Raw genomic sequence first — 12046 nt, 5'->3', positions numbered from 1 at the left:
GCATGAGGCTTGCGGGGAAAGTCGCCATCGTGACGGGCGGAGGCTCCGGCTTCGGGGCCGGGATCGTGCAGGCCTTCGCGGACGAGGGCGCGCGCGTGCTGGTGGTGGACCGCGATGGCGCGGCGGCCGAGCGGGTCGCGGCCGCGATCGGCGCCAGCGCACGCGCGTTCACGGCGGACGTGTCGCGGGCTGCCGAGGTCGAGGCCATGGTGGACGCCGCGCAACGCGAGCATGGGCGGCTCGACATCGTGGTCAACAACGCCGGGGTGGGGCACCTGCCGGCGCCGCTAGAGACGATCGACGACGAGACGTTCGACCGCATTGCGGCCGTGAACATGCGGGCGATCTACTTGGCGGCGCGCTACGCCGTGCCGCTCTTCAAGGCGGCCCGCGCGGGCGTGATCCTGAACATCGCGTCCACGGGCGGCGTGAGCCCGCGGCCCAACCTTACCTGGTACAACGCCTCCAAGGCGTGGGTGATCGGCGCGACGCGCGGCATGGCGATCGAGCTCGCGCCGTTTGGCGTGCGGGTGAACGCCATCAACCCGGTGGCGGGCGAGACGCCGCTGCTCGCCACCTTCATGGGCGGCGACACGGAGGAGAACCGCAAACGGTTCGTAGGCTCCATTCCGCTAGGCCGCCTGTCGACGCCGCACGACATCGCGATGGCCGCGGTCTTTCTGTGCTCGGACGAGGCGTCTCTGGTGACCGGGATCGCCATGGAGGTCGACGGCGGGCGCTGCATCTGAGGCTGGCCGCACGCAGCAGGCCCGACGCGCAACCTTCTTTCCTCCGGCCGCGTTTGCGCTCGTGTTTCCCAAGCGCGAGCCTTCGATGCAGTTTCCAGCTTTCGTTTCGCCCCTCCGGTCCATGTCCCGGCGGGAGGCTCGTTGATGGCCGGAACGATGCGGGCCGCCATCCTCGAAAAGGCCGGGCAGGTCGCCGTGATCGAGCAGCCGATCCCGAAGCCCGACGCCGGGCAGGTGCTGATCAGGCTGGAAGGCTGCGGCGTCTGTGCGTCCAACCTGACGCCGTGGGCCGGGCCGGAGTGGATGGAATTTCCAACCAAGCCGGGCGACCTCGGACACGAGGGTTGGGGCGTCGTGGAGGCGGTCGGCGCAGGCGTCGACTCCGTCGCGCCGGGCGACCGGGTGGCGGCGCTCTCCTACCGGAGCTACGCCGAGTATGACGTCGCGGACGCCGCCAATGTGGTGAAGCTGCCGGCGGCGCTCGCGGACCAGCCGTTCCCGGGCGAGCCCCTCGGCTGCGCGATGAACATCTTCGAGCGCAGCCAGGTCCAAGCCGGGCAGACGGTCGCAATCGTGGGCGTTGGTTTCCTGGGCGCGATCCTGACCCGGCTCGCATCCCAGGCCGGCGCGCGGGTGATCGGGATTTCGCGTCGCCCCTACTCGCTCGATCTCGCGCGGCGCATGGGCGCGGCCGAGACGATTGCGATGGACGACCACAACGCCATCATCACGCGGGTGAAGGACCTCACGGGCGGGGCGTTCTGTGAGCGCGTCATCGAGGCCGTCGGCAAGCAGTGGCCGCTCGATCTCGCGGGTGAGATCACAGGCGAGAGGGGTCGGCTGATCGTGGCCGGCTACCATCAGGACGGGCCGCGGCAGGTCAACATGTGGCTCTGGAACTGGCGAGGGATCGACGTCATCAACGCGCATGAGCGAAATCCGAAGATCTACATGACCGGCATTCGGAACGCCGTCGCGGCTGTGGAGTCGGGTCGCCTCGACCCCTCGTCGCTGTATACTCATCGCTACCCGCTGGAGCGGCTCGGAGAGGCGTTGGACGCCACGCGCGACCGGCCGGATGGGTTCCTGAAAGCACTGGTGACATTCTGATGTCGGGCTCGGCTTCCGCTTCCGCACCACGCCCGCGCGTCGGCTTCCTGGGCGTCGGCTGGATCGGCAGGCACCGCATGCAGGCCATCATCGAAACGGGAGCCGTAGAGGTCGTGGCCGTATCCGACCCCTCCCCCGAGATGGCCGGGGAAGCCCGCAAGGTTGCGCCCGGGGCCGCCGTGGCGCCATCGCTCGACGCCATGCTGGAGATGGGCCTGGACGGGATCGTGATCGCGACGCCGAGCGCGCTGCATGCCGAGCAGTCGATCCGGGCGCTGACAAGGGGCGTCGCGGTGTTCTGCCAGAAGCCGCTCGGCCGCACGGCCGCCGAGGCCAAGGCCGTCGTCGACGCCGCACGCGCGGCCGACCGGCTGCTCGGGGTGGACTTCTCCTACCGGTTCACGGAAGGGATGCGGAAGATCAGGGACGCGGTGCGGTCCGGCGCGCTCGGCGACGTGCATGCGGTCGACCTCGTGTTCCACAACGCGTATGGGCCGGACAAGCCGTGGTTCTACCACCCGGCCCAATCGGGCGGCGGCTGCGTGATGGACCTCGGCGTCCACCTCGTGGACCTGGCGCTCTGGACGCTGGACTTCCCGCCGGTCGCCCGCGTGACTTCGTCGCTGTTTGCGGGTGGCGAACGCCTCGAAGGCCGGACGGACCGGGTCGAGGACTACGCGCTCGCGACGCTGACGCTGGAAAACGGGGCCGCTGTGCAGCTGGCGTGCTCGTGGCGCCTGCATGCCGGGCGCGACGCGATCATTACGGCCGCCTTTTACGGGCGCGACGGCGGCGCGGCGCTCCGGAACGTCGGCGGGTCGTTCTACGATTTCGAAGCGGAACTTTATCGCGGCACTGCGCGCGAGACGCTCTCGTCGCCGCCGGACAGCTGGGGCGGCCGCGCAGCGGCCGACTGGTCGCGCCGCCTGGCCGAGGGTGCGAAGTTCGACGCCGAGGCGGCCCGTCTGGTGGACGTTTCGCGTGTTCTTGACGCGATTTACGGTCAGACCAGCGCTATCTAACCAATAATATCAATATGTTCCCCACGAGAACCTGTATTAGGTTCATTCGGTGCTGCGTCTATTGCGAGAGATCCGCAAAGTGTCTCGCAAGCAAGTACCCGAAGGTCGCTGTTGCGCATGTGACCGCCACGCCCCAGGCAATATCGACGACGGCCAACGTCAACGAGTAGCCGCGCAGAGTCGCCAGATTGGTGAGGTCGTAAGTTGCATAAGCGAAGAGCCCAAAGGCTGCGCCATACAAGGTCGCGTCCACCCAGTTGCCGGAGCGCACGGCCGGCATGATGGCGAAGATCACGACGCCGACGACGTAAAGCGCGTAGAACAGAACCGCCGCGACCACGTTCGGCCTGTCGAGCATCAAGGCGCCAAGTTGTTCGACGTAGAATTTGCGGGCGATCACGCCGAGCCACAACAGGTCGAGCGGGATCATGACCGCAAAGGCCCAGCCATACAGGATCAACGCGCGCTTCATTCGATCGATCTCCGGCCGGCATGATTGACCGACTGTGTGCGAATGGCGGGCGCGGCTGGATCACGTCTCGTCGTCATTCGGCGCGCCACAAAGTCTGAATGTTCGAAACGCCTCGTTGAGGAACTGGGACTAATCTCGGTCCGGGCCCAGCTGCGAGGATCCGCGATGCTCGACAGGGAATGGAGAGGCCGCTTCCTGAAACGGCTGGTTCGACACGTCGACGAAACAGCCGAGCGGCAGAAGCAGATCGCGGCCGCGAAAGCAGCCGATCTCGAGGTCCCGCGGAAGGCCGCGCACGAACACGCGCGCCTGTTTCCCTACGAGGTTGTCGAAAAGCACGAAGAGGCCGCCCAGCGCCGCGGCGCCATGGGACGTTTCCCAACGCCCGCCAAGCCACCCGAGCCCAAGAAGCCGCTCTGGGTCTCGAAGGCCAAAAGCGGCAAGCCCGCCCGGCCGTCTGGCTGGCAGAGGGAAAAGCCGCGCTAGAGCGCAAACCGACCTGACCGGATCAGGTCGCCTGTGCTCCAGCGGCCATTTCCCCAGCATCATCGTCCATCAGCCGCCGTTCACTGGCGAGATGATGCTCAGGGACGAGATCAACGGCGCGTCACGCGCCGATGATCTTGTCGATGGTGATCGGCAGGTCGCGCATGCGCTTGCCGGTCGCGTGATGAATCGCGTTGGCGATGGCGGCGGCCGTGCCGACGATCCCGATCTCGCCGAGGCCCTTGACTCCGATCGGGCTCACCATCTCGTCGTGCTCCTCGACGAACAGGACATCGATGTCGTGTATGTCGGCGTTCACGGGCACGTGGTACTCGGCCAAGTTGTGGTTCATGAAGCGGCCGAGGTGGTGGTCCACCAAGGTCTCTTCTTCCAGCGCCATGCCGATGCCCATCACGACGCCGCCGAGGATCTGGCTGCGCGCCGTCTTGGGATTGATGATCTTGCCGGCCGCGACCGCGTTCACGATGCGGGTGACACGCACGACGCCGAGTTCCTCATCCACCCGCACTTCGGCGAAGACGGCCGAATGCGTGTAGCCCACATGCGTCAGCATGGCGGTCTTGCTCGGGGCGGCGCTTTCCTCGGCTTCGAGCTTTTGCTTGCCGGCGCCGCGCATGATGTCCTCGATCGCGAGGCCGGCCGATGAATGCGCGGCCACCTCGGCGCGGCCGTCGCGGAGCACGATCCGGTCGAGGTCCACATTGGCGAGCGGGGAGCCTTCCAGGCCACGCGCAGCCGTCAGCAACGCCTGCTTGACGCTGTCGCAGGCCGCCTGCACGGCGCTTCCGGCCGATGCGGCGGTCCAGGACCCACCTTCCACGGGCGACTTTGGCAGGGAGCTGTCGCCGAGCTTCACCGAGACGCGCTCCAGCGGAAGGCCGAGAGCGTCGGCGGCGATCTGCGCCAGAATTGTATAGGTTCCGGTGCCGATGTCAGCGGTCGCACAGGCGATTTCCAGCTTTCCATCGGCCGTCAGAGTCGCCCGGGCGGCGGTCTTCTGCATCATGGCTTCCCAAACGCCGCTGGCCATCCCCATGCCGATCAGTTCGCGGCCCTCGCGCATGCTGCGGGGCTTTGACGAGCGGCGCGACCAGCCGAAGCGCTCCGCGCCCTGCCGGTAGCATGCGCGAAGCTCCTTGCTGGTGAACGCCTTGTCGTCGTTCTCGTCACGATCCGCGTAGTTGCGAAGACGAAGCTCGATTGGGTCCATGCCGAGTTCGCAGGAGAGTTCGTCCATGGCGGCTTCAAGCGCAAAGACACCAAGGGTTGCGCCCGGCGCGCGCATATCGGATGGCGTGTAGGTATCGAGCTTGGCGAGGCGGTAGTCGAAGGACGCATTGGGGCTGTCGTAGAGCAGCCCCGACCAGTTCACGACCACCTCCTGGTAGTCTTCAAACCGGGACGTTCCGGCCGTCGCATTGTGCATCACGGACTGGAGCTTGCCGTCGCGATTGGCCGCGAGGCTCACCTGCTGAATCGTGCAGGGCCGGTAGCCGAGCGTGAAGGTCTGGTCGCGCGTGAGCTCTACCCGAACGGAGCGCTCCAACTGCAGCGCCGCCATCACGGCGAGGAAAAGCTGGTGCTGGGGCCGCAGCCCTGAGCCGAATGCGCCGCCCACGAATGGCGAGATCACCTCGACGTCGTCGGCCGAGAGACCGAAAACGTTGGTGACATAGGATTGCGAGTTTTGCGAACCCTGCGTCTTGTCGTGAATAGTGAGTTTGCCGCCGCCTTTCCAGACCACCGTGGTGGCGTGGGGCTCCATCGGATTGTGGTGTTCGATCGCAACCCGGTACTCGTTCTGAAGCTTCACGGGCGCGGCCGCAAACGCAGCCTCCGCGTCGCCCCGCGGCTTCGGCGGGGGCTTGATGCCGTTGCGCTTCTTGGGAGGCACATAGGCCTCGTCGAGCTGCAGATCGAGGTTGGTTGCATGATCGGCAGGCGTGTATTCCACCCGGACCAGCATGGCTGCGGCCCTCGCGGCTTCGAAAGTCTCGGCCACCACCAACGCGATCGCCTGGCCGCTGAACTGGATCTCGTCGTCGTAGAGCGGCCGGAACGGCGACCCCGGAGGGGCCGTCTCGTCGCGGTACTTGTAGTCGAACCAGGCCGTGGAGGGCCGGTTCTCGTGCGTGAACACCTCGACCACGCCGGGCTGCGCCTTTGCGTCCCCGGTGTGGATGCGCTTGATCTTCCCGCGCGTGACCGCGCTAGACACGATCACGCCGTGCAGCAGGCTATCGGCCGGGAATTCGGCAGCGTAGCGCGCAGCGCCCGTCACTTTCAGGCGTCCGTCAACGCGCGAGCGCGGGGCGCCGACATGCGCGCCCTGGGTGTGTTCGGCATTCAGCATGGCGGTGGTCCTTAGCGGATGCGCTTGTCGGTCTGCGACTGCGGGCGTGCCTCGGCGGCTTGGCTGAGCGCCCGGCCGATGGCCCTTCGGGCAAGCTCGATCTTGAAGTCGTTGTGGCCGTGGCCCCGCGCTCCTTGGAGCAGCAGTTCGGCCGCGCGGCCGAAGTTCTCGAGCGTGGGCGCCTGGCCTTCCAGCGCCTGTTCGGCTTCCGGCTTGCGCCAGGGCTTATGGGCGACCCCGCCCAGCGCCATCCGGGCCTTTTTGATCGTTCCGCCCTCGATGTTCAGTCCAACCGCCACCGACACGAGCGCGAACGCGTAGGACAGGCGGTCGCGGAGCTTGAGGTAGGTGTGGTTCTGGCCGAACGCCGGCGGCGGCAGCTCGACGGATGTGATCAACTCGCCCTGCCGGAGCGTCGTGTCGATCTCGGGAGAATCACCAGGCAACCGGTGGAAGTCGGCCATCGGGATGGCGCGGGCGCCGTCCGGACCCTCGACGTGGATCACGGCCTCCAGGGCCGCCAGAGCGACGCACATGTCGGAGGGATGAGTCGCGATGCAGTTTTCGCTCGCGCCCAGGATCGCGTGGATGCGGTTGAGCCCGCCAATCGCCGAACAGCCGGACCCGGGCTCGCGCTTGTTGCAAGGCGTGGCGGGGTCATAGAAATAGTAGCAGCGCGTCCGCTGCAGCAGGTTTCCGCCCGTGGTGGCGGCGTTGCGCAATTGCGGCGACGCGCCGGCCAAGAGGGCGCTGGAAAGCAACGGATAGTCACGGGCGATGCGGTCGTCATACGCGAGCGCCGCATTGGTGACGAGCGCGCCAATGCGGACGCCTCCACCCGGCGCATCCTCGATCGTGGCGAGCGGCAGATGGGTGATGTCGACGAGGCGGGTTGGCTTCTCGACGGCATATTTCATCAGGTCGAGAAGGTTTGTGCCGCCTGCGATGATCCGGGCTGCAGGATCCGCCAACTCTCGGACGGCCTCGGCGGCGGAGGCGGCGCGCACATAGGAAAAGCGGTTCATGAGCGCGCCTCCGGGTTCCGCGGGGACTGGCGCCGATGCGCCATTGCGTGCTCGACGGCGTCGACGATGTTCACATAGGCGCCGCACCGGCAGATGTTGCCGCTCATCAACTCGCGGATCTCCTCACGAGATTGAGCATGACCTTCGTTGATCAGGCCAACGGCTGAGCAGATCTGGCCTGGCGTGCAGTAGCCGCATTGGAAAGCGTCATACTCCACGAAAGCTGCCTGAACGGGGTGCAGGTCACCGTTCTGAGCAAGGCCCTCGATGGTGGTGACTTCGGAGCCGTCCTTCATGACGGCGAGCGTCAGGCAGGAGTTGATCCGCTTGCCGTCGACCAGCACCGTGCAGGCGCCGCACTGGCCGTGATCGCAGCCTTTCTTCGTGCCGGTCAGGTCGAGGTGGAGACGGAGCAGGTCCAGCAACGTGGTCCATGGCTCAACCTGCAGAGCGTGGCTCTCGCCGTTGATCGTGATTCGGATCGGAATGGCGCCCACGCTTGCGGACGCGTCTGCAGCAGACGGGCTCACGGCATCTCTCCGATTGAGGTCCTGTCGGCGCGGCCTTTGTAGCTCGTCGCCGTTCGGAGGGTTCAACCGGAGTTTCGCGCAATGGTTCCTGAGGCGAAATGCAGCGCCTAGCGCCGCTGCCTGGCTCGGTTCACGACGCGCACGCGCGCCGGTTGTGAGCGGTGAGCATCCCAGGCCCTGGCCACCATGAGCACCAGGAACAATGTCACGAGCGGCGCGGCCATGGCCGCGAAGGCTGCGGGGAGAAGGGACGTCATGGGCGCTCTCCAGCAAAGGCTAGGACCAATGCGGAGGACTGGCCGTGGTTCCCGACGCCCCACAGCGAAGCGCCGCAAGCGGCGCAGGCACGCGCTGCGGATCTTTCCTGTGCGCCACCGCCCCCTGGAGGGGCGCTGAGGATCACTCGGCAGCGGCCTTTGGCTTGCGGCCACGCTTGGCCGGCGTAGGAGCCGGCGCGGGCGCAACCTTGCGGCGGGCCTGACCCAGCCCCATGCTCTTGGCAAGCTGAGAGCGGGACGCCGCGTAGTTCGGCGCCACCATCGGGTAGTCGGCGGGAAGTCCCCAGCGTGAGCGATACTCCGCGGGCGTCATGCCGTATTTTGTCGACAGGTGGCGCTTGAGCGACTTGAACGTCTTGCCATCCTCCAGGCAGACGATGTAGTCCGGGGTCACCGACTTCTTGATCGGAACCGCAGGACGAAGCTCTTCCGCCGGCTCCTCGACGCGGCCCGTCGCCACAGCCGTCATGGCTTGGTGAACGCTACCGATCAGAGCGGTCAACTCTTCACGAGAGAGCTTGTTGTTTGATACATATGCGGACACGATGTCCGCGACGAGATCTATGACCATATCGCTGTTCTCAGACACGATGTGCTCCGTGTTTATTTTTCAGCGAGCGCAATGTAGCTTTACTTGATTTAATTGCATAGAGCGATTTGCATATAGGCCAGTAGTTCCATGCTGCTCATTGGCGTTTATACACCCAATGGTTGCGCCTTTGGCTGAGGAGCTTCATTTCGTCACGGCGACTCGGTCTGCTGCGCGCCGCCACCGAGCCGCCACGATGATGTCGTTTGCAGCGGCAGCGCCGCATTTGGTCAACCTGGAACGCCCAACCGTGCAGAAGTCCCTCATCTCAGCCGCACTCCTTCTCGTCGTGACCTCCACGGTTGGCCATGCTGGGTCGCTGCGGATCGTCAACAAGACGCGCCAGCCGATTGCGGCGGTGCAGGTGTCGCATGGACGCGATTGGGGCCCCGATCACCTGGAAGGGCGAGCGATTCGCTTCGGGGAGGATCGCATGCTGCGATGGGTCTCGGACGGCAAGCACCGGCTCCGCCTGATCAACTCCCGACAGGAGGAATGCGTGCTGGACGGCATCGACTTCGACGACGGCAAGGTCCTGACGGTCACGGACCGCGTTCTCGAACTCTGCCGCTAAACCTCAAGCCCCCGGCGTGGCAAAAAATTACCGGCAGCCCGGAACCGGCGATCCTGGCCGGCGTTATTCGGGCGCATCACAGGAATGCCCCCTCCAAGATGCGCAAAGGCCCCTGCAGGTGTCACCATCTGCAGGGGCTTTTTTCGTGTGATCAGGAGGCGGCCGCGCCGCTCGCGACAAGCACGAGCGAGCGATCGCTGTCTTCCAGCAGCGCGCCCGCAACATGGCCGAAGCTGACCACGTCGCCAGGCCGCTTGCTCACTCCGAGAACGATCAGGCTGTGGCCGCCGATTCGTGCCTGCCGCAGGATCGCGGCCTCGGCGCTCATGTTGACGCGCACCGCCGTCCGAACCGGGACGCCGAACTTGTCTCCGAGTTCGACGATGTCTTTCAAGATAGCCTCGTTCTGGCCCCGCAAGGCGCGGAAGCGCCGGCGACGCGCCTTGGTGTTGTGCGCCCCCGGCACGAACAGGGCTGTCAATTGGCTCCGGTGCGCGCGCGCGAGCGCGAGCGCGACTTCGGCGCCGCGGCGAGACACTTCGGTGCCGGTCACGGCCACCAGGATGTTGAGGTCGCCGCGCAACGGCTCATCGACGTGCGATCCACGGGCGCTGACCAGCGCCAGCGGTCCGCTGAAACTCAGCGCTACGTCGCTGACCCGGGCGTCGAGTCCGCCCTTTGAACGCAAGGTTGGCTCCAGGCCGGCGATGAGGAGATCGTAGCCCTTGGCGGCTTCCGCCGCGACGATTTCCCCAGCCTGACCCACCGTGTCCGCGTCACGCATGGTCACGTCCACGTCGAGCAGGACGGGGTCGCGATCGGGATCGTCCGACGCCACCGCGGCGGCCTTCCTGACGACGGCTTCGGCGCCGACGTCATTGGCCAGCGCGGCTTCAGATGGAACGGGGCCGCTCGCGCGTCCCTCGCCAAGCCGGAGAATCGTGACGGGCAGGCCGCGCGCGCCGGCCAGGAGGCCCGCGACCCGCGACGCCAGGCGTCCACTGGCGCTTTCGTCCGCGCCGACCAGCAGGCGCTCCAGGCGGGGAATGAATCCCTGTGCTTCGAACGTCTCGCGATCGATCCGCTCGGCCTCCTCGGGCGTCAGCGGCAGTCGGCGCAGCGCCCATCGGAGCATCGGCGGCATCGCCATAGTGGTGAGCACCGCCATGGCGACGATCATGGTGAAGAGATCCTGGCTGAGCGCGCCCATCGACAATCCGATGGAGGCGACGATGACCTCCGTCGAGCCGCGGGCATTCATGCCGCACCCAAGCGCAATCGACTCCGCGCGGCCCAGTCCACCAAACCACCCGCCCACAAAGGCGCCGCCGAACTTGCCGACGCTGGCGATCAGCACGAGGCCGGCCGTCAGGAGCGCGATGTTAGGATTGGCCAGGATGGTGAGATCGGCTCCCAGGCCCGCAAGGCCAAAGAACACGGGCATGAACAGCGCCACAATCAGGCCGCGCAGTTCCTCCTCGATGTGACGCGTAAGGATCGGAGACTGCCCGACCAGCACGCCGGCCACGAAAGCGCCCAGGACTGTATGGACGCCGATCGCATTGGTGATGAGAGCCATGACGCCGGTGATCACGAGGATCACCGAAATGACCGGCATGTCGCTGACGAAGTTGTCGTTGGCCCAGCGGATCGCCATGAAGACGAGACGCCGGCCGATCGTCAGGCTGACGGCCAGAAACACCAATGTCCCGACCACGCTCTTGGCCAAGGAGGCGAACTCGAACGAGCCATGCAGCGCGATGCCGAAGGTGAGCGCGATGATGATCCAGCCGATCGTGTCATCGATGATCGCGGAGGCGACAATCACCTGCCCTATGTTCCGGCGCAGGAAGTTCATTTCCCGCACCACCATGGCGACGATCTTGACGGAGGAGATCGACAGGGCTGTACCGAGAAAAAGCGAGGTGATCAGCCGAAGCTCGGGCCGGGGCAGCATGGCGTCGGGCAGGAACTCACCCAGCGCAAACCCGCACGCGAAGGGCACGGCGACGCCCGCGACCGAGACGCTGAAGGCTGCCCGCCTCACCTTCCGGACCAGCCCGAGATCTGTCTCCATGCCGGTAAGCAGCAGCAACAGCATGATGCCGAGCTGCGACACGGCGTCGATCATCGCCTTCTGCTCTCGCGACGCCGGAAACAGGGCGTGCTGCCAATCAGGCAGCAACGCGCCAAACACGGACGGACCGAGGATGATGCCGGCGATCAGCTGGCCCATCACGGCCGGCTGCCCGATCCGCTGCATGGCCTCGCCGAGCAGGCGGCCCACCACGATGAGCACCAGCACCTGGGCGATGAAAAGTGATTCTGACGGACCCGATCCACCGGGCCCGGACGCCGCCCATGCCGCACCGGCGAACGCCAGCGTCAGACCGGTTGCGAGTAAGGCGGGTAATGATCGGCGGGATGCTGGTTCACGACGGCGGAAGAAAAGCACGCTGCATCCTCGGGCGATTGTGCACGAGAACGATGCAGTGCTTCGAAAGATCCGTCAGGGTCTCGCGACGCGTCAGTAAAGCGCGCGCACGGTCGCGCGGCGCGTGATGGTCTCGCACGGGGCGGGCGTATAGGCGCGATACCAGCCGTGATGCCAGCGGTGCGGGCGGCTTTCGCAGTAGCCCTGGTAGCGAACCGAAATCGGCACGCCGCGCTGCGCTACAACGGGACCGCGAAACTCGCCGTCGAGCGAGATCAAGGGCTGGCTGATGACCGGCGGGGATGCGCATGCGCCCAAGCCCAGCGCCACGACGCCCAACACGAACAACTCCCGCATCACAGTCTCCTTGATTCGCTCGCGCAGCTTAGTTCAAGCGTCCCGC

General features: G+C 66.3%; 13 protein-coding genes. 5 read left to right on the top strand and 8 right to left on the bottom strand.

Annotated features, from left to right (window positions below):
• Positions 1–2: 2 nt before the first annotated feature.
• From IEV99_RS03555 to IEV99_RS03545, 3 genes are all read left to right on the top strand, one after another.
• Positions 3–749, top strand: a complete 747-nt coding sequence (locus IEV99_RS03555; RefSeq protein WP_188516332.1) for a glucose 1-dehydrogenase — start codon at positions 3–5, stop codon at positions 747–749.
• Between the two features lie 144 nt (positions 750–893).
• Positions 894–1859 (top strand): MDR/zinc-dependent alcohol dehydrogenase-like family protein, encoded by a 966-nt coding sequence (locus IEV99_RS03550; protein WP_244643531.1) that lies wholly within the window; start codon positions 894–896, stop codon positions 1857–1859.
• Positions 1859–2881 (top strand): Gfo/Idh/MocA family protein, encoded by a 1023-nt coding sequence (locus IEV99_RS03545; RefSeq protein ID WP_188516331.1) that lies wholly within the window; start codon positions 1859–1861, stop codon positions 2879–2881. The genes IEV99_RS03550 and IEV99_RS03545 overlap by 1 nt, the downstream gene beginning before the upstream one ends.
• A 58-nt stretch (positions 2882–2939) precedes the next feature.
• On the opposite strand, the gene IEV99_RS03540 is transcribed toward IEV99_RS03545, so the two are convergent.
• A complete protein-coding gene (locus IEV99_RS03540; RefSeq protein ID WP_188516330.1) occupies positions 2940–3353 on the bottom strand; it encodes a DUF2177 family protein in 414 nt (137 codons plus the stop codon).
• Between the two features lie 165 nt (positions 3354–3518).
• On the opposite strand from IEV99_RS03540, the gene IEV99_RS03535 reads away from it, so the two are divergent.
• Positions 3519–3839 carry a hypothetical protein gene (locus IEV99_RS03535; protein ID WP_188516329.1) on the top strand — a complete coding sequence of 107 codons (321 nt, stop codon included), beginning with the start codon at positions 3519–3521 and terminating at the stop codon, positions 3837–3839.
• Between the two features lie 121 nt (positions 3840–3960).
• On the opposite strand, the gene IEV99_RS03530 is transcribed toward IEV99_RS03535, so the two are convergent.
• From IEV99_RS03530 to IEV99_RS03510, 5 genes are all read right to left on the bottom strand, one after another.
• Positions 3961–6213: a xanthine dehydrogenase family protein molybdopterin-binding subunit gene (locus IEV99_RS03530; RefSeq protein ID WP_188516328.1), complete on the bottom strand. Its 2253-nt coding sequence runs from the start codon at positions 6211–6213 to the stop codon at positions 3961–3963.
• 11 nt (positions 6214–6224) lie between these two features.
• A complete protein-coding gene (locus IEV99_RS03525) occupies positions 6225–7238 on the bottom strand; it encodes an FAD binding domain-containing protein (protein ID WP_188516327.1) in 1014 nt (337 codons plus the stop codon).
• On the bottom strand, positions 7235–7735 hold the full coding sequence (locus IEV99_RS03520; RefSeq protein WP_244643530.1) for a (2Fe-2S)-binding protein: 501 nt from the start codon (positions 7733–7735) through the stop codon (positions 7235–7237). Before IEV99_RS03520 ends, IEV99_RS03525 begins: the two co-directional genes overlap by 4 nt.
• A 140-nt stretch (positions 7736–7875) precedes the next feature.
• Positions 7876–8025 (bottom strand): hypothetical protein, encoded by a 150-nt coding sequence (locus IEV99_RS03515; RefSeq protein WP_188516326.1) that lies wholly within the window; start codon positions 8023–8025, stop codon positions 7876–7878.
• Between the two features lie 142 nt (positions 8026–8167).
• On the bottom strand, positions 8168–8617 hold the full coding sequence (locus IEV99_RS03510; protein WP_188517632.1) for a Ros/MucR family transcriptional regulator: 450 nt from the start codon (positions 8615–8617) through the stop codon (positions 8168–8170).
• Between the two features lie 268 nt (positions 8618–8885).
• Here IEV99_RS03510 and IEV99_RS03505 point away from each other — a divergent pair, with 268 nt between their 5' ends.
• The gene (locus tag IEV99_RS03505; RefSeq protein ID WP_188516325.1) at positions 8886–9209 is read left to right on the top strand and encodes a hypothetical protein; all 324 of its coding nucleotides are present in this window, start codon (positions 8886–8888) and stop codon (positions 9207–9209) included.
• Between the two features lie 151 nt (positions 9210–9360).
• On the opposite strand, the gene IEV99_RS03500 is transcribed toward IEV99_RS03505, so the two are convergent.
• Positions 9361–11598 carry a cation:proton antiporter domain-containing protein gene (locus IEV99_RS03500; protein ID WP_443092859.1) on the bottom strand — a complete coding sequence of 746 codons (2238 nt, stop codon included), beginning with the start codon at positions 11596–11598 and terminating at the stop codon, positions 9361–9363.
• Between the two features lie 138 nt (positions 11599–11736).
• Positions 11737–12000, bottom strand: coding sequence for a hypothetical protein (locus IEV99_RS03495; protein ID WP_188516323.1), 264 nt, complete (start codon positions 11998–12000; stop codon positions 11737–11739).
• Positions 12001–12046 lie beyond the last annotated feature (46 nt).

The sequence above is a fragment of the Alsobacter metallidurans genome (assembly GCF_014636935.1).
GTDB lineage: Bacteria > Pseudomonadota > Alphaproteobacteria > Rhizobiales > Beijerinckiaceae > Alsobacter > Alsobacter metallidurans.
This window is presented reverse-complemented; position numbering and strand designations above follow the sequence as displayed.

Coding starts and splice junctions, on each gene's coding strand:
- IEV99_RS03535 (WP_188516329.1), top strand. CDS start 3,519: ATGCTCGACAGGGAATGGAGAGGCCGCTTCCTGAAACGGCTGGTTCGA.
- IEV99_RS03550 (WP_244643531.1), top strand. CDS start 894: ATGGCCGGAACGATGCGGGCCGCCATCCTCGAAAAGGCCGGGCAGGTC.
- IEV99_RS03495 (WP_188516323.1), bottom strand. CDS start 12,000: ATGCGGGAGTTGTTCGTGTTGGGCGTCGTGGCGCTGGGCTTGGGCGCA.
- IEV99_RS03530 (WP_188516328.1), bottom strand. CDS start 6,213: ATGCTGAATGCCGAACACACCCAGGGCGCGCATGTCGGCGCCCCGCGC.
- IEV99_RS03525 (WP_188516327.1), bottom strand. CDS start 7,238: ATGAACCGCTTTTCCTATGTGCGCGCCGCCTCCGCCGCCGAGGCCGTC.
- IEV99_RS03510 (WP_188517632.1), bottom strand. CDS start 8,617: ATGGTCATAGATCTCGTCGCGGACATCGTGTCCGCATATGTATCAAAC.
- IEV99_RS03545 (WP_188516331.1), top strand. CDS start 1,859: ATGTCGGGCTCGGCTTCCGCTTCCGCACCACGCCCGCGCGTCGGCTTC.
- IEV99_RS03515 (WP_188516326.1), bottom strand. CDS start 8,025: ATGACGTCCCTTCTCCCCGCAGCCTTCGCGGCCATGGCCGCGCCGCTC.
- IEV99_RS03555 (WP_188516332.1), top strand. CDS start 3: ATGAGGCTTGCGGGGAAAGTCGCCATCGTGACGGGCGGAGGCTCCGGC.
- IEV99_RS03540 (WP_188516330.1), bottom strand. CDS start 3,353: ATGAAGCGCGCGTTGATCCTGTATGGCTGGGCCTTTGCGGTCATGATC.